Origin of the sequence: Haloplanus salinarum, from assembly GCF_024498175.1 — an archaeon.
GTDB lineage: Archaea > Halobacteriota > Halobacteria > Halobacteriales > Haloferacaceae > Haloplanus > Haloplanus salinarum.
The window spans coordinates 3,207,989-3,225,444 of sequence record NZ_CP101823.1 but is presented as its reverse complement, the minus strand read 5'-3'; the positions used below and the strand labels follow the sequence as shown (position 1 = coordinate 3,225,444).

Sequence of the window (17,456 nt, the reverse complement as noted above, 5' to 3'; positions counted from 1 at the left end):
GCGACCGTCAAAAGCGACGCGGTCAGATACCGGTGGAGTACCGCAGGATGCCGGCGACGCCGCCGAAGGCGTCGTAGAGCTGTTCGCCCTTCTCGAAGTCCGTACTGATGAACTTCGTCTCGGTACCGCGCTGTTCGGCGATGGACATCAGGTGTTCGATCACGTCCTCGCGTTCCTGCACCTCGGCCTCGCTCCCGTCCTCGCACTCGTGGTCGGGCGTCGAGTTGCGGCGGTCGATCACCTCGAACTCCTCGACGCCGTCGCAATCGTAGACGACTACGTCCTTGCGGAGATCCTCGCTGATGAGCAGGCGGTCGACGGACCCCATGACGAGGTTCCGGCGGGTCTGCTCGAACCCGTAGGTGGCGAGGTCGCCGGAGTGGAGATTCTCGAAGAACTCCTCCATCTGGACCTTGTCCTTCATGATCTCCTGGTCGGCGAGGACGTCCTGTGCGGCGTCGACCAGGTCGTAGAGCCCCGATTCGTCGGTGTAGGACACGTCGAACTTGCCGACGACGTGGTCCTGGAGTTCGTGGTGGAGGTAGTCGCCGTCTAGAAATTCGTCTTTCGTCGGCGAGGGGCCGCCGACGAGGATGCCGTCCAGGTCGTGTCGCTCCGGGACGAACAGGTCGTTGGCCATCTCCGCGACCTCCTGGTAGAAGTTGTCGATGGCTTCGAGACGAAGGCGGGCGAACCGCTGGGCGGACTGGCCACCCTTCCGCTGCTTGCCGGGGACGAGCGAGGAGGCGCTCTTGACGGGTTCGACGCGCTTGCCCTTCAGCCAGCCCACGTTCGCCTCGCGGCGGTCGAGGACGATGAGGCCGAACAGCCCCTTGTCGGAGAGCATCCCTTCCAGGGGCTCCGTGAGGAAATCGGAGTCACAGTGGTAGCGAAAGGACTGGATGGGATCCGGGGGGCTCTCCAGCACTTTGGTCACCATGTCGGTCTGGCCGCCGCCGGCGTCGACGGCGCCGCTGAAGATGACGATGCCGTTCTCGGGGGGGTAGGTGTCGTAGTAGCGGAGGCGGTCCTTGATGCTCGTCAGGGCGTCCTGGACGTTCGTCCGGGTCTGTTTGGACTTGATGTTGCTGGCCTCGGAGTGTTCCTGGGTGACGTGGGCGACGACCGAAGAGATCTGCTTGTCCGGCGGGATGTAGATGGTGACGAGTTGGGTGCCGGAGCCCTCGTACTCCTTCAGGTCCTCGATGACCTTCCGGAACTCGTATTTCCGACGGTCGTCGTCGGCGTCCTGCGTGTCGGTACTCATTGGTGTTCCTAGCCCCGCCCGCGGCTAAGTAACCTTTGACTGGGGGCGTCGGCCGTGATCGGGGAGTAGAGTTATATGGCCGTCGGCGGAGGTTCACCACGAGATGACCCGGGTGTACGCGGTCGCCAGCGGGAAAGGCGGCGTCGGCAAGACGACCACGGTGGCCACCCTCGGGGCCGTCCTCGCCCGGGCGGGACACGAGACGGTCGTCGTGGACGTCGACCTCGGGATGGGGAATCTGGCGGGCGTTCTCGGCATCGACGTCGACACGGGGGCGACCCTCAACGACGTGCTCGCGGGGACGGCCGACGTCGCGACCGCCGTGCGCGAGGGGCCAGTCGGCCTGTCGGTCCTCCCCGCCTCGGACGACCTCGACGACTTCGGGAAGGCCGATCCGGAGGGGCTACCGGCGGTCCTCGAGGCCCTCGACGCGGACGTCGTCCTGCTCGACACCTCGGCGGGACTGAGCCACGACAGCGTCGAACCGCTCCGGGTCGCCGACGAGGTGGTGCTGGTGTCGACGGCCGAGCGGGGGGCGATCGGCGACACGGCGAAAACCCACGAGGTGGCGACTCGGTTCGGGACGCCCGTGACCGGCGTCGTCGTGACACGGACGGGCGCCGAGACGGACGCCGCGTCGGTGGGCGACCGCCTCGGCGTCGCGGTGCTGGGATCGATCCCCGACGACCCGGCCGTGGCGGCCGCGGCCGCGGACGGGGAACCGCTGGTCACCGCCGCCCCGTCGTCACCGGCGACCGCCGCGTACCGCCGGCTCGCCGTCGCGCTAACCGGCGACGACTCGATCACCGTGACGACCGACGAACCGACGTCACCGACCGACCCCGAGGGCGTCGTCGTCGTCGACGCCGAGGCCGTCGCCGGCGACGACGAGGGATCGGCCGACTGGGAGGAGGTCACCGGCGAGACGGGGACGGTCACGCTCGACGAATCCGACGAATCGGACGACAGTGACGACGCGGACGAGCGCACCGGCTTCCTCCGCTGGCTCCTCGGGTGAACGGGAAACCATTTGGGACGCCGGACCAACGGGCGGATATGGCAGAGTCGAACGCGGTTCCGTTCTGGTGGGTACTGTTGTTCCTGTTGCTCGCACTCGGCATCGGCGCGTTCGCGGTGTCGAGCATCGGCGGCTCGCTGATCGCCGGGGCCGTCCTCCCGGTGTGACGGCGGGCGCGCGAGCCGTGGATCGGAGCGGGACGGCCGCGAATCATCACGAATATGTTACGCATACCGTATTCGGTATGCTTATAGGCGGCGAGCGACAATCCGGAGTATGGCAGAGAGCGCAGCGGCGTCGTCGGTGAGCCACGACGAACTCGCCGCCCTGAAGCGTATCGGCCTCGACGGTGGGCTCTCGGGGCGGACGAAGGTCTCGTGTTCCGGGCTGGCCGAGCGCCTCGACGCGTCGGCACAGACCGCCTCCCGCCGCCTCCAGCGGCTCGACGAAGCCGGACTCCTGAACCGGGAGCTGCTGGCCGACGGCCAGCTGGTGACACTCACCGACGCGGGGGTGTCGGCACTGCGGCGCGAGTACGCCGACTACCGGCGGCTGTTCGAGGACGACGCGACGCTGTCGCTCGACGGCACCGTCACGAGCGGCATGGGCGAGGGGCGCCACTACATCTCGCTGTCCGGCTACATGCGTCAATTCCGCGAGCGGCTCGGCTACGAGCCGTTCCCCGGGACGCTCAACGTCGATTTGACGGCCGAGAGCGTCCGTAGCCGCGGGGAGATGGACGCACTGGAGACCGGAACGACCCGCATCGACGGCTGGGAGGACGGCGACCGAACGTTCGGGCCGGCGACGTGTTACGCGGCTCGGATCGACGCCGACGCGGGCTCGTACGACGGCGCACACGTCATCGTTCCGGACCGGACCCACCACGACGAGACGCAACTCGAACTGATCGCCCCGGTGAAGCTCCGCGACGAACTCGCCCTCGAGGACGGGGACGGCCTGACGGTCCACCTGGGGGGCGAAGGGACGTGACGGTTCAGGGCCGCGGGGAGTCGACGGATCCCGACGGGGACGCACTCGACCGCGCCGTCGCCGCCTTCCGCGCCGGCGAACCGGTGCTCGTCCACGACGCCGACGACCGCGAGGGCGAGACCGACCTGCTCTACCCCGCGAGCGCGGTGACGCCGGCCGCGGTCGCCCGGCTCCGCAACGACGGCGGCGGCCTCGTCTTCGTCGCGCTCCCCGACGCGGTCGCCGAGCGGTTCGACCTTCCGTTCCTCCACGAGGTGCTCGACCACCCGGCGAACGACCACACCGACCTCGGCTACGACGCCCACCCTTCGTTCTCGCTGACGGTCAACCATCGGGACGGGTTCACGGGCGTCACCGACGACGACCGAGCGCTGACCATCCGCCGGCTGGGCGAGGTGAGCGACGAGGCGGGCTACGGCGTCGAGGCCTTCGCCGAGGAGTTCCGCACGCCCGGGCACGTCCACCTCCTGCGGGCGGCCCCGGACCTCCTGACCGAGCGCCGCGGCCACACGGAACTCGGACTGGCGCTGGCCCGCGAGGCCGGCGTCTCCCCCGCCGTCGCCGGCTGTGAGATGCTCGACGACGGGACGGGCGGGGCGCTCTCGACGGCGGACGCGCGGGCCTACGCCCGGGAACACGACGTACCGTTCGTCGAGGGCGCGACGCTCGTGGACGCGCTCCGCTGAGCGGTCCGTCGCCCACGGCGATTCGCGCCGACGACCCGCACGGAAACTGTTAAGAGCGGATTGGGACAAATGACACCAACTCATGCTGCTCGATACGACGACTTCTCGCGACGGGACTCGGACGGGAAGCCCAGGCCGGCGCACGGAGGGTGCGTGAGATGGGCTTCGAAGAGATGCGCGAGGCCGGCGACGTCGACACCGTCTGGATGGACGGCGAGTTCGTCGACTGGGACGACGCGCAGATCCACGTGCTCACCCACGGCCTCCACTACGGCACGGGGGTCTTCGAGGGCGTCCGCTGCTACGATACGGAGGATGGCCCGGCCATCTTCCGGTGGGAGGAACACCTGGATCGCTTCTACCAGTCGGGGAAGCCGTACAACCTGGAGGTCCCCTTCGACCGCGAGGAACTGACCGAAGCGACGAAGGAACTCATCCGCCGGCAGGATCTCCCCTCCTGTTACATCCGACCGATCGCGTACTACGGCTACGACATGCTGGGGTTGAGCCCCGAGACCTGTCCGGAACAGGTGGCCATCGCCGTCTGGCCCTGGGGAGCCTACCTCGGCGAGGACGCGCTGGAGCAGGGCGTCGAGGTCACGGTGTCGTCGTGGCAGAAGTACTCCTCGGCACAGATCCCGACCAACGCCAAGACGACGGGCCCGTACGTCAACAGCGTGCTGGCGAGTCTGGAGGCAAAGCGGGAGGGGTACACCGAGGCGCTCCTCCTGAACGGCGAGGGCAACGTCGCCGAGGGTCCGGGCGAGAACCTGTTTCTCGTCCGCGACGACGAAATCTACACCCCCGGCCTCGCCGAGGGCATCCTCGACGGCATCACCCGGAACACCGTCATCACGCTCGCGCGCGAGCAGGGGTACACCGTCCACGACGACGCGACGATCAGCCGGGGCGAACTCAACACCGCGGACGAGTTGTTCTTCTCGGGCACCGCGGCGGAGGTCACGCCGATCCGCAAGGTGGACAACGTCGTCGTCGGCGAGGGGAGCCGCGGCCCGGTGACCGAGGACATCCAGAAGGCCTTCTTCGATCTGGTCGAGCGCCGCACCGACGCCCACGAGGACTGGTTCACGTACGTCGACGTGTAGTCACGGGTCGGCGGTCCCGTCGTCGGTCGCCGTCCCTGGCTCGGCCTCCGCGCCGGCCTCTTCGACGGCGGTGTCGATCCGCTGGGCGTGTTCGTCCTCCGCGAATCCGGCGCTGAGGATGCGCGTCAGCGCCTCCTCGACGCTCTCGCCGGTCTCCTCGATCCGGTCGGGGGCCACCTCGATGACGAACCCGGTGGTGATGTTCGGGGCGGTGGGCATGAACAGGACGACCTTGCCGTCGGCGGTGGTCTGCCCGGTCTTGAACGCGGTCATGTCGATCCCGGGCCAGGTCTCCAGTCGGACCGGCTTCTGGAGGTCCTCGGTGCCGGTGAGTGCCGTCTCGACGGCGAGTTTCGAGGCGTTGTAGAGGATCCGAATGAGGGGCACGTGGTTCATCGCGCTGTCGAGGACGCGCTCGAACAGGCGACCGGCGGTCGTCCGCATCAGGTAGCCGACCGACAACACCAGCATGACGAACACGACGAGCGCGACGGGGACGCCGTAGTAGGGTGGGAGCGTCCGGACGACGGGTAGTTCCGCGACCCTGGCGTACAGCCAGTTGAGGACGAACAGGGTGACCAGGATGGGGACGAGGACCACCAGTCCGCTGGCGACGTCGCGTCTCCACGAGGACATTACCGGGGGATGGAGTGCTGGGGTCTTCAGCGTGTCCACGTCCCGCCGCGAACCGCCGGGGCTTTTCACCCCCCGATCATCTACGGGAGGTATGGTGGTTTCGCTCGTCGCCGGCGCGCTCTGGGCGATGCTGCCGGCGTACGTCCCGAACAACGTCGCGGTCCTGGCCGGCGGCGGGCGTCCCATCGACGGCGGGCGCACGGTCGACGGCCGTCGGCTCCTCGGCGACGGCAAGACCTGGCGCGGCACGGCCGCGGGCACCGTCGCGGGCGTCGCGCTGGCGATGGGGCTCGACGCCGTCCGACCGGGCGCCGCCGCGGCGCTCGGGGCCACCCTCCCCTCGTTCCCGCTCCGGGCGGCGGTCGGCCTGGCGCTCGGCGCGATGCTCGGCGACATCGGCGCCTCGTTCGTGAAGCGACGCCTGGACCGCGAACGCGGCGCCGCCGTCCCGGGCCTCGACCAACTCGACTTCGTGGTCGGGGCGCTCGCCCTGGCGGCCCTCCTCGCGCCGTCGTGGACGCTCTCGACGTTCTCGCCCGCGCGTCTGGCAGTGATCCTCGTCGCCACGCCCCTGCTCCACGTCACGACCAACGTCGGGGCGTACCTCCTCGGCCTGAAGTCCGAACCCTGGTGAGCGGGGACCGTCCCGTTTATGTCCGTTCGCGGCCCCGGTCACGCCAATGGCGGATCAGGACCTCATCGCGGCGCTCCGGGACGCGGACGCCGTCGAGTTCGGCGAGTTCGAACTCTCCCACGGCGGGACGAGCGACTACTACGTCGACAAGTACCTCTTCGAGACCGACCCCGAGTGTCTGCGGCTGATCGCCGCGGCCTTCGCCGAGCGGATCGACGAGCCGAAACTCGCGGGCGTCGCCCTCGGTGCGGTGCCGCTGGTGGCGGTGACGAGCGCCGAGACCGGCCGCCCCTACGTCATCGCGCGCAAGCAGGCCAAGGAGTACGGGACGGGCAACCGCATCGAGGGGCGACTCGACGAGGGCGAGCGCGTGGTCGTCCTCGAGGACATCGCCACGACGGGGACGAGCGCGCTCGACGCCGTCGAGGCGCTCCGGGAGGCGGGCGCCGTCGTCGACCGCGTGCTGGTGGTCGTCGACCGCGGCGAGGGGGCGAGCGAACTGCTCGCGGATCACGGCATCGAACTCGACGCCCTGCTGACCGCCGAGGATCTGCTGGCCGGAGACTGAACCCTCATCGACGTTCGTCCGTATTTCGCGGGCGTCGCATGCCAACCGTTAAGTTCCACATCACGGATACGCTGGGGTATAGATGGCGCTGAGTGATTCGCTGGCGAACTACTTCGAGTTCGAGGAGCACGGGACGGATCTCCGCACGGAGGTGCTCGCGGGGCTCACCACGTTCCTGACGATGTCGTACATCGTCGTGGTGAACCCGAGCATCCTCGCCGGCATCCCCGGCGAGAAACCCGGGATCACCGTTCCGGGGTACAGCCTGCCGGAAGTACAGTCGATGCTCGCGGTCGTCACCATCATCGCGGCGGCGACGGCGACGCTGATCATGGCGTTCTACGCGAACCGCCCGTTCGGGCAGGCGCCGGGACTGGGGCTGAACGCCTTCTTCGCGTTCACCGTCGTCGGGGCGCTGGGTATCCCCTGGCAGACCGCGCTCGCGGCCGTCGTGGTCGAGGGGATCGTCTTCATCGTCCTCACGGCCGTCGGCGCCCGCGAGTACGTCATCCGGGCCTTCCCCGAACCGGTGAAGTTCGCGGTCGGTACCGGGATCGGCCTCTTTCTCGCCATCATCGGGTTGCAGGCGATGGGCATCGTCGTCGACGACCCCGCGACGCTCGTCCAACTGGGGGCGGTCGCCTCCGACCCCGTCGCCATCGTCTCCGTCGTCGGCCTGCTGTTCACGTTCGCGCTCTACGCCCGCGGGATCAGGGGCTCCATCGTCATCGGCATCGTCGCCACCGCCGTGCTCGGCTGGGTGGTCGCCAACGCGGGGGTCGTCGGGAGCGAGGCCGCCGGCCGACTCGTGGCGGGCGGTCCGAGCGCCACCTACGACATCACGCCGCTCGCGGGCGCCTTCCTCGACGGCCTCGCCGACATCGAGGCGTTCACCTTCGCGCTGGTCGTCTTCACCTTCTTCTTCGTCGACTTCTTCGACACCGCGGGGACGCTCACCGGCGTCTCACAGATCGCCGGCTTCCTCAACGAGGACGGCAACCTGCCGGACATCGACAGGCCGCTGATGGCCGACGCCGTCGGCACGACGGTCGGGGGAATGCTCGGCACGTCGACGGTGACGACGTATATCGAATCGGCCGCCGGCGTCGAGGAGGGCGGCCGGACGGGCATGACCGCCCTGGTGGTCGCCCTGCTCTTTCTCGCGTCGCTCGCGGTCGTGCCGCTGGCGGCGGCCATCCCCCTCTATGCCTCCCACATCGCCCTCGTCGTCATCGGCGTCGTCATGCTCGGCAACGTCGTCGACATCGCGTGGGACGACCTCTCCTATGCGATCCCCGCGGGCATGACCATCCTCGTCATGCCGCTGACGTACTCCATCGCGACCGGCATCGCGGCCGGCATCGTCACCTATCCGATCGTGAAGGCCGCCCGCGGCGAGTGGGGCGACGTCCGCCCCGGCCACTGGGCGCTGGCCGGCGCGTTCGTCCTGTACTACGTCGTACGGACGAACACCCTCGCGTAGCGGCGACGGCGGCACACACGCCCGCCGCCCTCAAGAGGACGGAGCCGCAAGTGCGGGTGATGTCGAACCTCGAACTCTACGAACTGCCCGGCTGCCCCTACTGTGCGAAGGTAATCGACAAACTCGACGAACTCGACCTGGAGTACGTCTCCCACGAGGTGCCCCGATCACACTCCGAGCGGACCGACGTCGAGGACGTGAGCGGACAGACCGGCGTGCCGGTTCTCGTCGACCCGGACAACGACGTCGAGGGGATGCCCGAGAGCGACGATATCGTCGAGTATCTGGAGGAGACCTACGGCGCCCGCGCGGAGAACTGATCCGCGGCGGTCACTCGTCGGCGACGACGTAGGCCCCGAACCCCTCGACGCTCCCGACCGGCGGTGCGCCGAAGGCGAGCCAGACGTGTCGCTCGTCGGTGTGGTTACACAGGTTCCGGACCGTCTCCGGCGCGACGCGGACGACCCCGCCGGCCGGCACCTCGTGGACCTCGCCGTCGATGGCGATCTGACCGCCGGTCGTCGCCACGAACACCTCCTCCTGTCCCTCGTGGGTGTGTGGCGTCGTCACCTCGCCGGGGTCGACGAGCACCTGATTCACCCGGAGTTCGGTACAGCCCAGCGGTTCGGTCAGCTTCCGGACGACCGTCTCACAGGTCCGGAACGGCTCGGTCGACACTTCCTCGGGGTCGACGACGCTGAATCCGTCGGTCACGGTCGACCGACCGGCCGCGAGGGTCTTAACTCTCGGCGGGCGCCCGGGCGCGTTCGAGGATGAGGTCGCGGAGGTCGTCGGCGTCCCTGAGCGCGGCGAGTTCGTCCTCGCTCACCAGCGCCGTCCCCTCGACGGCGTCCCGTTTCTCGCGTTCCTCGGTGACGTAGACGGCCCGGGTCCGGGTCACCTCGCCGAGCGAGGACATGATCCGGGCGCGCTTCTCGGCGCTGCGGGTGAACGCGGAGTGGCCGGTAAGCAGGTTCTCGATCTCGCGGTCGCCGTCCTCGCTGACGGCCGAGAAGGGGGCCCGGTCCGTCGGGTGGACGGTGAAGCCGACGCGGGCGAGGACGGCGAGCACGTGATCCCCGTCGGGGTCGAGGGCCGGGTCCTCGGGGGTCGGGTCGGCCTCCCGCACCGCCTCGGCGCCGTCCATCACGTCCACGGGGTCGCTGAACGGCTGGTCGAAGAGCTCCTCGAGCTGGATGGCCACGTCGATGCTGGCGTTCATGCCGTCCTCGTACTTCGAGACGGTGCGCCGCGAGACGCCGAGTTCGGTCGCCAGCCGGCCGAGGCTCCACCCGCGCTCCTCGCGTTCGTCGGCCAGCAGGTCGCCGTCGATGTTGACATAGAGGCCGCCCGGCGCGGCGTAGATGAGCGGCGAGACGTTCTCGACGAACAGGTCGAAGGCCGTATCCGGGTTGATCGCCGGAATGCCGTGTCGGAAGTACACCACCTCCGGTTTCAGCTCCTCGTCGCGGGTGCGCAGGCCGATGACCAGCGGCGTCGCGGAGAGATACGACCCGAGTCGACGCATCTCGACGCCCGTCTCGGCATCGAGGCCGTCGACGTTGGCGAGGATCTTGACCAGAAGCAGGTCGTCGCCGCGGCGGGCCGCCAGGTCGAAGCTCTTGGGACGAATCGAACACCGGTCGCTCACCGCGAATCCCGCGTCTTGGAGCATCGCAGTGATGTTTCCGACCAGTGCTGACCGTGACATACCGAAAGGTAAGCGCCCCGCGACATATATAAGTTGTGTCGAAGACCTGCCCGTTGTCTGGCGATTGGCGCGTTGACGGGGGTGTGAGGGCTCGCTCGTCGACGCGAAACGTCTTTCAACGGCGCCCGGCGTAGCGCCCCCGTGACGCTCGTCGGCATCGACGACACCGATTCCCGGGAACGGGGGATGTGTACGACGTACGTGGCGACCCGCCTCGCCGAGGCCATCGCCGAGGCGGGTGGACGGATCGTCGAGCGCCGGCTGATCCGCCTGAACCCCGCCGTGGAGTGGAAGACCCGGGGCAACGCCGCGCTCTGTGTCGAGACGGACCTCGATCCGGGCCGGGCCGGTCGCCTCGCCGAGCGGCTTGTGGATCGGTTCGCCGCGGTCGACGACCCGCGGACGAGTCCGGGGGTGGTCGTCGCGGCGGGCGAGGGCGTCCCCGATCCGGTCGCCGCGTTCGCGCGCCGGGCGGTGCGCGAGCGGATCGACCTCGCGGACGCGCTGGCGCTGATCGAGGATGCGGACTACCGCCACCGTGGGTGGGGGGACGGTCGGGGGCGGATCGGCGCCCTCGCGGCCGTCGGCGCCGCCCGCGCCTTCGACGACTGGACCCACGAACACATCGCGTACCGCGCGCTGGATCGCTGCGGGACGCCGCGGACGGTCGACCGCGACTCGGCGTTCGCGGCGGCGCAGGCGGCCTACCCCGACGCCTGGGACACCGTCGACCGCGTCGAGGACGAACTCGTCTGTGTGCCCGCGGCGCCCGGCCCGATCCTCTACGGGATCCGCGGCGACGACCCCGAGGCGGTGCGGCGCGTCGCCGCCGCCATCGAGAGCGAACCGGTCGACCGCGAGACCACCTTCGTGACCAATCAGGGGACCGACGCCCACCTGCGGCCGGGACGGGTCGGGACGGTGCAGGACGGCCGCGCCTACCGAGTCGACGGCGTCGTCGACGAGGCGCCCGAGACGCGGGCGGGCGGCCACGTTCACCTGACGCTCCGCGACGGCGACGACCGGCTCCCCTGCGTGGCCTTCGAGCCGACCAAACGCTTCCGGGACCGGGTGCGCGGGCTCCGTCCCGGCGACCGCGTGACAGTCTGTGGCGAGGTGGGCGAGGGGACGCTCAAACTCGAGAAGTTCGCGCTCCGGGAGGCGGTGACGACCGAACGGGTCGTGCCGGCGTGTCCGGACTGCGAGCGGTCGATGGAGAGCGCCGGCCGGGAGCAGGGCTACCGGTGTCGGGACTGCGGGACGACGGCCCCCGGACGGGTCGGGCGCGACGTCGACCGGCGGCTCGATCCCGGCTGGTACGAGGTGCCGCCCTGCGCGCGCCGACACGTCGCCAAACCGCTGGTCCGGGGCGGGTTCGACGCGCCGACCCACCCCGAGCGCTGACGGTATACGACGGATATCCGCGGTTCAACGACTCGTTAACCCGTGGTAAGGAGTCAATAGGCAAGGGGGAAGCGCCCGAGGGAGCGAGTGATGTGTGAACGATTCACGCTTCGTCGGGTGATCGGCCCGTGAGTTCGGTCGACGAGGACGACCGGCCGGCGACGGTCGACAGCCCCGCACTCGACCGCTGGCCGACGTACACCCTGGACCACACCATCGAGGCCGTCGGGAGCGACGGCAGTCAGTGCACGGTGTACCCCTCGAACGCCCCCGAGGATCGCCGGCTCACGGCCTGGATCACGGCGACCGACGACGCCTTCGTCGCGATCGACGAGATCAGGTGAGTGCGTCGCCCCGCTCACCGGCCGCGACGGCGGCGACCGACGGGACCCTCACTTCGCGCGGCCGGTGAGCGGCACGACGACATCGGCGTCGGCATCGACGACCCCGCGGCCGCGGTACGCACGAAGCCCCGCCGGGGCCACGGCTGCGGTCGGTTCGACGCCGAACCCCGCATCCCGGAGGTCGGAGAGCGCCGTCTCGACGGCCGACGTCGACACTGCGATGGCGTCCCCGCCGGTCGCGTCGAGGGCGGCGTCGACGGCCGCGCGTCGGACCGGTTCGCGCACCTGGATGCCGTCGGCGAGGTCGTTCGTCCCGGCGGACCCGCCGTTCCGGTCGTCGGCCACGGGCGCGTACCCGCTGGCCTGAACCGCGAGGAGGCGGGGGAGGTCGTCGGCCCACCCCGCCTCGACGAGCGTGCGGAAGCCGCGGTAGGCGCCGAGGAGGAGCGTCCCGTGGCCGAGGGGGACGACGACCGCGTCGGGGGGCGACCAGTCCCGCTGGGCGGCGAGTTCGATCCCGAAGGTGGCGGTGCCGGCGAAGAAGGCAGGGTTCCAGGCGTGGCTGGCGTACCAGCCGTCGCCATCCGTGACCGCCTCCCGACAGGCGTCGGCGACCGCCTCGCGATCCCCCGTGATCTCCCGCACCCGCGCCCCCGTCGCCGCGATGGCCCGCCGTTTGGCGTCCGTGACCGAGGCGGGGACGTAGACGTCGGCATCGAGGCCGGCGCGGGCGGCGTAGGTCGCGATGGCCGTGCCGGCGTTGCCAGAGGAGTCCTCGATCACCCGGTCGACGCCGAGTTCGAGCGCCCGCGAGACGGTCGTCGCGGCGCCGCGGTCCTTGAAACTCCCCGTCGGCGAGACGTACTCCAGTTTGAACGTCGCGTCCCAGGCCGGGGCGTCGACGAGGGGCGTGAACCCCTCGCCGAGGGAGACGCGTGGCTCGACCGGGAGGAAGGCATCGAACGCCCACAGGCCGCGGCGGGTGTCGAACGACGCGAACGGGGGTGCCGGGCCGTCGGGCCGGGGCGCCGACGCGAACTCCAGGGGCGTGCCACAGACACAGCGCCAGCGATCGGCGTACGTCTCGCCGCAGGCCGGGCAGGCGAGGCGGGCGGCCATCAGTACGTGTCGACGTTCTTGCCGACCGAGCAGACGTACTCGCCGGTGGCGACCTGCGGAAGGCGGCGACTCCGCCAGAAGATGCCGTCGTTGTCGGCGGTGATCCGCGCTTTCAATCCGCCGAAGGGATCGGTCACCTCGAACAGCGTCTCGTCGGCGGTCACGCGGTCGCCGAGGTCGTGCTGATAGCGGACGAGGCCGCCAACCGGCGAGCCGTACTGGTCGAAGGCCTTGGCCCGCGTCTGGGGTTCGATACCGGCGTCACCGTCGAGGAAGTCGTAGCCGCGGAGCACGTTGAACACGCCCTCGACGCCCTTCGCGATGCTCCCCTCGTCCCAGCCGACGGCGCCGCCGAGTTCGGGGTCGACCGCGGGCACGCCGTCGGAGGGGGCGACACGGGCCAACTGCCCGTCCGGTCCTTTCTGGTCGAGGACGTAGCCACAGCCGAAGGTCTTCGCGAGTTCGAGACACTGCGAGTGGAGGCGGTGACGGCGGCCACACCGGACCCGCACCTCGTCGATCATCCGGCTGGTCGACCCCTGGTGGAGGTCGAGGACGAGGTCGGCCTCGCGGGCGACATCGTAGGTGGCGGCGGCGATACGCTCGCTCGACGTGCCGTTCCCGTCGCCGGGGTAGGCCCGGTTCATCTTCGTGTCGTCGATGGGGTTGCGGTGTTCGGCCACCTGGAAGGCGTGGTAGTTGACGATGCCGACGACGATCACCGTCCCCGAGAGTTCGTCGGGGTCGAGTTGTGGAACGACGCGCTGGACCACGCCGACACCGTTGAGTTCGTCGCCGTCGCTGGCCGCCTGCACGTAGAGGGTCGGGCCGTCGCGGGCTCCCTCGACGACGGCGACGGGGAGACCGAACGTACTGCCGTCGCGGGTCTCGCCGACCTCCAGACGGCCGGTGTCGACCGTTCCGGGCGAGGCGTCCGCGCTTCCCACCGAAGTCATTGTTCGACTCACGGACTCGGTCCCTTTGAGCGATTCGGTCCCGGACCGAGCGGCCGCGGCCCCGCCGCACAACGATGGGGCTTTGATCGTGGAGTCCGGACTCCGACCGTGAGCGACGACCGACCGGAGCGACCGCCCGTGTCCGGGCTGCTCGACGCGCTGCGGGTGCGACGCAACGCGACCGCCGGCGCCGCCGCTGGCCTCGCCCTCGCGGCGCTGGTCTATCTCGTCCGTGTCTTCGAGTTGCTCGGGCCAGTCACCGCCACACAGCGGTACCCGCTTCTCGGCCCCGAGGGCTGGTTTCTCGGCCTCGCGTTCGTCCTCGCGTCGGCGACGGCGCTGTTCGTGACGGCGGCGCTGACGGCGGTGACCGCCGTTCGCCTGGCGCGCCGCCTCTAGGCGTCGCCGGCCAGGTCGGCCAGCCGGTCGGCCCCGGCACGGGTCCCCTTCGCGATCAGCACGTCGCCGGGGTGGACGACCGTCTCCGGGCCGGGCGAGACGACCCAGTCGCCGCCGCCGCGGCGGACGGCGATGACGCGCATCCCCGTCGCCGTCTTCACCTCCAAGTCACCCAGCGAGGCGTCGGCCAGTCGTCCGTCCGCACCGACGCCCACGCGGACGATCACCTCGTCGGACTCCTCGACGGCGGCGGCGACGACCGGGTGGGTGTCGAGGCCGCGGAGCACCCCCTCGCTGATCTCCAGGGCGGCGTCGCTGATCACCTCCGTCGCGCTCGCCAGGTGGACCAGCCCCCGGAGCGAGATGGGATCCTCGACGCGGCCGGCGGCGCGCAACACCCACGCCTCGAACCGGGATTTCAGCGCGTCGACCTCGGCCTCGAGTTCGACCACCTCCGCGGCGACGCCCTGGCTGTCGAAGAGGACGGAGCCGTAGGCCAGGTCGACCGCCAACTCGCTCATGTTTTTCATCAACACGATGGAGTCGACGGCGCGGTCGAGGTCGTCGATGGTGGAGTCGACGGGAGCCGGGGGATCGTAGGCGTCGCCGGTGACCGTCTCGTACACCGGGCCGATGGCCCGCTCGGTGCCCCGGAGGAGAACCACGTCGTCGGCCGAAAGCGCCGTGTCCCGGTCGGGGTTGACGATCCAGTCGCCGGCACGGCGGATGGCGATCACCCGGACGCCGGTGTCCGTTTCGAGGTTGCAGCCGCCGAGCGAGGTGCCGGCGTAGTCGGAGTCGGGGGCGACCCGTCCGCGGACGACCGTCTCGACCGCTTCCGGGATGGCCGCCCGCATCGCCTCGGGGACGCCGATGTCCTCGAGCACCACCTTGGCGATGTCGCCCGCGGCGTCGCTGATCTTCTCGGCGGCGCCGACGACGCCGAGGACGGGCGCCAGCCGCTCTGCGTCCTCCGTGCTCCGGGCGGCCATCAGCAGGCTCATCCGCGCCTGGAGCTGTAAGACGTCCATTCGCTCTTCGAGTTCCAGCACCTCCGCGGCCACCTCGTCGCTCCCGTGGAGGACCGCCGAGTACGCGAGGTCGATGAGGAGTTCGGCCGTATCCTTCATCTCGACGAGGACGACCTTCACGCTGACCGGCTCGTACTCGACGTCCCCGGGATCCATACCCGAACCCATGTCGCCGGGGCGATAAAACCCTCCCGACGAACGCAAGAACGAAGCGGATCGGGGATGACCGCCCGACGATGACCCGATCCGGCGGCTGGGATCTCCTCGGCGTGACGACGGCTGCCTTCTTCGTGACGATGGTGGCTCGACTGGCGCCGAGCCCGCTCGTCCCCGACGTCATCGACGCCTTCGGCGTCACGACGGGGACCGTCGGCCTCGCGCTCTCGGGGATGTGGGCGGCCTACGCGCTCTTCCAGTTCCCCGGCGGGATCGTCGCCGACCGGATCGGGGAGCGGCGCGTGATCCTCGCCGCCATGGCCGGTATCACGGTGGCGAGCCTCGCGCTCGCGAGCGCGCCCACGTTCGGCGTCTTCGCCGTCGCGGCCGTCGCCCTCGGCGCCGCCGCGGGGCTGTACTTCACCGCCGGTACCTCGTTTCTCACCGCTCGCTTCGAGAACACCGGGCGCGCGCTCGGGGTCCACGAGATCGGGGCGTCGGCCGCGGGGCTGATCGCCCCCGTCGCGAGCGCGGCGGCGGCGACACGGTTCGACTGGCGGGCGGGCGTGCTCGTGCCGGCCGCCGTGGCGCCGGTCGTCCTCGCGCTGTTCGCGTGGCGGGTCCCGGCGACCGCGGCGGGCGACGGTCGAGGAGAGGCCGTCGTCGACGTCGGCCAACTGTTCGCCCTGCTCACCCGTCCGAGCATCGCCTTCACGACCCTGCTTGCCATGGTCGGCTTTTTCACCTGGCAGTCCTTCGCCTCCTTCTTCCCGACCTTCCTCGTCGATTACGTGGGGCTCACGACCGGACGCGCCAGCCTCGTCTTCGGCGCGGTGTTCGCGCTCACGCTGGTCACCGCCCCGGGATTGGGGTGGGTGTCGGACGCGACCGGGCGCGATCCGGCGCTCGCGGCGTCGTTTCTCGCCGGAGTCGCCGGCTACGCCTGCTTCCTGTTCGGTGCCGGCGGGCCCGTCGCGGTGGTCGCGGGAACGGGGCTCGTCGGTCTCGGCCTCTCGTGGCCGGGCGCACTCAACTCGCGGTTCATGGACCACCTCGCGGCCGACGAGCGCGGGACGGGCTTCGGCCTCGTTCGGACGGTCGTGTTGCTCGTCAGTTCGCTCGGCAGCGGCGTGACTGGGACGGTCGCGGAGGCCGTCGGCTGGTTCGCGGCCTACGCCCTCGTGGGCGCCCTCCTCACCGCGCTCGTGGCGCTGCTCGTCGCCAACCGCGCCCTGGGGACCGACGCCCGAGACGGATCGTCGTGACCGTCTACCGGAGGTTCGCCGGACTGTCCTGGCGGACCACCGGTGACGATGACGAGGCGGGTGCGAGACCGTCGGACGGGCGTCACACGGTTGGGAAGCCTTTAATTCGCGAGCGCCCCTACTCACCGGCGTTCGATGGCCATCGACCCGCGGAACTACGACCTGGACGAACTCCGGGCGGCCAGCGACGCGTCGATGCTGGACCGAGTGGAGGAGACGGACGCGGGAGCCGAATGGCCGGACGAGACCGACGACGAGAGCGAGGGCGACCGCTCGGCGGCCGACACGGCGTTCGAGGCGTCGCTGACCCGCGACTTGGCCACGATGGATCGCCGGATCGAAGCGCTGGAGCGGCCGTACCTCCCCGCGCTCCCGGCGTCGCTGGTCGCCGAGGCGCTGATCTTCGAGTGGCTGGAGTTCCTCGTGTTGCAGGCGGGACGCGACTCGGTGGACGACGCCGTCGACTTCTACGAAGCGGTCGGATGGCTGGGTAGCGACGCCGCCGAGGCACTCGACGCCTACCTCTCGGGCATCGACGACTCGCGGGCGAACGCCGACAACGACTTGAACGCCGACGACCATCGCGTCAGCCTCCACTACGTCGCTCGGTTGACCTCGCTGACTGGTCGGTGACCGAGACGGGGAGTGCTTATTTATCACGTCCGCGTGTAGCGCCGGCC

Annotated in this window: 21 protein-coding genes; 14 read left to right on the top strand and 7 right to left on the bottom strand. The window is 70.3% G+C overall.

Annotated elements, in window-relative coordinates:
• Window positions 1-22: 22 nt before the first annotated feature.
• Entirely contained in the window at window positions 23-1,267 is a 1,245-nt protein-coding gene (gene prf1 / locus NO364_RS16880) for a peptide chain release factor aRF-1 (protein WP_157689779.1), read from the bottom strand.
• 103 nt (window positions 1,268-1,370) lie between these two features.
• Between prf1 and NO364_RS16875 the strand changes: the two genes are divergently transcribed.
• From NO364_RS16875 to NO364_RS16855, 5 genes are all read left to right on the top strand, one after another.
• Entirely contained in the window at window positions 1,371-2,285 is a 915-nt protein-coding gene (locus NO364_RS16875) for a nucleotide-binding protein (RefSeq protein WP_257628098.1), read from the top strand.
• Between the two features lie 38 nt (window positions 2,286-2,323).
• Window positions 2,324-2,452 carry a hypothetical protein gene (locus NO364_RS16870; RefSeq protein ID WP_257628097.1) on the top strand — a complete coding sequence of 43 codons (129 nt, stop codon included), beginning with the start codon at window positions 2,324-2,326 and terminating at the stop codon, window positions 2,450-2,452.
• A 109-nt stretch (window positions 2,453-2,561) separates the two neighbouring features.
• The gene (locus tag NO364_RS16865) at window positions 2,562-3,278 is read left to right on the top strand and encodes a CTP-dependent riboflavin kinase (protein WP_257628096.1); all 717 of its coding nucleotides are present in this window, start codon (window positions 2,562-2,564) and stop codon (window positions 3,276-3,278) included.
• Complete coding sequence (gene ribB, locus NO364_RS16860) at window positions 3,275-3,964, top strand: 3,4-dihydroxy-2-butanone-4-phosphate synthase (protein WP_257628095.1); 690 nt, start codon at window positions 3,275-3,277, stop codon at window positions 3,962-3,964. Before NO364_RS16865 ends, ribB begins: the two co-directional genes overlap by 4 nt.
• A 158-nt stretch (window positions 3,965-4,122) precedes the next feature.
• The gene (locus NO364_RS16855; protein ID WP_157689783.1) at window positions 4,123-5,070 is read left to right on the top strand and encodes a branched-chain amino acid transaminase; all 948 of its coding nucleotides are present in this window, start codon (window positions 4,123-4,125) and stop codon (window positions 5,068-5,070) included.
• Here the strand turns inward: NO364_RS16855 and NO364_RS16850 are convergent, their stop codons facing one another.
• Entirely contained in the window at window positions 5,071-5,706 is a 636-nt protein-coding gene (locus NO364_RS16850; RefSeq protein WP_157689784.1) for a DUF502 domain-containing protein, read from the bottom strand.
• Between the two features lie 91 nt (window positions 5,707-5,797).
• On the opposite strand from NO364_RS16850, the gene NO364_RS16845 reads away from it, so the two are divergent.
• The 4 genes from NO364_RS16845 (at window position 5,798) to NO364_RS16830 (ending at window position 8,711) form a co-directional block, all read left to right on the top strand.
• A complete protein-coding gene (locus tag NO364_RS16845) occupies window positions 5,798-6,340 on the top strand; it encodes a CDP-2,3-bis-(O-geranylgeranyl)-sn-glycerol synthase (RefSeq protein ID WP_157689785.1) in 543 nt (180 codons plus the stop codon).
• Window positions 6,341-6,386: 46 nt separating this feature from the next.
• The gene (pyrE, locus tag NO364_RS16840; RefSeq protein WP_157689786.1) at window positions 6,387-6,908 is read left to right on the top strand and encodes an orotate phosphoribosyltransferase; all 522 of its coding nucleotides are present in this window, start codon (window positions 6,387-6,389) and stop codon (window positions 6,906-6,908) included.
• A gap of 82 nt (window positions 6,909-6,990) precedes the next feature.
• The gene (locus NO364_RS16835; protein ID WP_257628094.1) at window positions 6,991-8,391 is read left to right on the top strand and encodes an NCS2 family permease; all 1,401 of its coding nucleotides are present in this window, start codon (window positions 6,991-6,993) and stop codon (window positions 8,389-8,391) included.
• Window positions 8,392-8,450: 59 nt separating this feature from the next.
• Entirely contained in the window at window positions 8,451-8,711 is a 261-nt protein-coding gene (locus tag NO364_RS16830; protein ID WP_257628093.1) for a glutathione S-transferase N-terminal domain-containing protein, read from the top strand.
• Window positions 8,712-8,721: 10 nt separating this feature from the next.
• On the opposite strand, the gene NO364_RS16825 is transcribed toward NO364_RS16830, so the two are convergent.
• Entirely contained in the window at window positions 8,722-9,105 is a 384-nt protein-coding gene (locus NO364_RS16825) for a cupin domain-containing protein (protein ID WP_157689789.1), read from the bottom strand.
• Window positions 9,106-9,130: 25 nt separating this feature from the next.
• Window positions 9,131-10,102, bottom strand: a complete 972-nt coding sequence (locus NO364_RS16820) for a transcriptional regulator (protein WP_157689790.1) — start codon at window positions 10,100-10,102, stop codon at window positions 9,131-9,133.
• 141 nt (window positions 10,103-10,243) lie between these two features.
• On the opposite strand from NO364_RS16820, the gene NO364_RS16815 reads away from it, so the two are divergent.
• Both NO364_RS16815 and NO364_RS16810 read left to right on the top strand, forming a co-directional pair.
• Window positions 10,244-11,506, top strand: coding sequence for a tRNA(Ile)(2)-agmatinylcytidine synthase (locus NO364_RS16815; protein WP_257628092.1), 1,263 nt, complete (start codon window positions 10,244-10,246; stop codon window positions 11,504-11,506).
• 128 nt (window positions 11,507-11,634) lie between these two features.
• Window positions 11,635-11,850 (top strand): DUF7511 domain-containing protein, encoded by a 216-nt coding sequence (locus tag NO364_RS16810; RefSeq protein WP_157689792.1) that lies wholly within the window; start codon window positions 11,635-11,637, stop codon window positions 11,848-11,850.
• A gap of 48 nt (window positions 11,851-11,898) precedes the next feature.
• On the opposite strand, the gene NO364_RS16805 is transcribed toward NO364_RS16810, so the two are convergent.
• Window positions 11,899-12,969: a pyridoxal-phosphate dependent enzyme gene (locus tag NO364_RS16805; protein ID WP_257628091.1), complete on the bottom strand. Its 1,071-nt coding sequence runs from the start codon at window positions 12,967-12,969 to the stop codon at window positions 11,899-11,901.
• Window positions 12,969-13,925: a succinylglutamate desuccinylase/aspartoacylase family protein gene (locus NO364_RS16800; RefSeq protein WP_157689794.1), complete on the bottom strand. Its 957-nt coding sequence runs from the start codon at window positions 13,923-13,925 to the stop codon at window positions 12,969-12,971. The genes NO364_RS16805 and NO364_RS16800 overlap by 1 nt, the downstream gene beginning before the upstream one ends.
• 108 nt (window positions 13,926-14,033) lie before the next feature.
• Here NO364_RS16800 and NO364_RS16795 point away from each other — a divergent pair, with 108 nt between their 5' ends.
• A complete protein-coding gene (locus tag NO364_RS16795; RefSeq protein WP_157689795.1) occupies window positions 14,034-14,324 on the top strand; it encodes a DUF7536 family protein in 291 nt (96 codons plus the stop codon).
• On the opposite strand, the gene NO364_RS16790 is transcribed toward NO364_RS16795, so the two are convergent.
• Window positions 14,321-15,511 carry a potassium channel family protein gene (locus NO364_RS16790; RefSeq protein ID WP_157689796.1) on the bottom strand — a complete coding sequence of 397 codons (1,191 nt, stop codon included), beginning with the start codon at window positions 15,509-15,511 and terminating at the stop codon, window positions 14,321-14,323. The two genes, NO364_RS16795 and NO364_RS16790, sit on opposite strands and share 4 nt — an antisense overlap.
• A gap of 80 nt (window positions 15,512-15,591) precedes the next feature.
• Here NO364_RS16790 and NO364_RS16785 point away from each other — a divergent pair, with 80 nt between their 5' ends.
• Both NO364_RS16785 and NO364_RS16780 read left to right on the top strand, forming a co-directional pair.
• A complete protein-coding gene (locus NO364_RS16785; RefSeq protein WP_157689797.1) occupies window positions 15,592-16,776 on the top strand; it encodes an MFS transporter in 1,185 nt (394 codons plus the stop codon).
• A 135-nt stretch (window positions 16,777-16,911) separates the two neighbouring features.
• Entirely contained in the window at window positions 16,912-17,409 is a 498-nt protein-coding gene (locus NO364_RS16780; RefSeq protein WP_257628090.1) for a FlaD/FlaE family flagellar protein, read from the top strand.
• Window positions 17,410-17,456 lie beyond the last annotated feature (47 nt).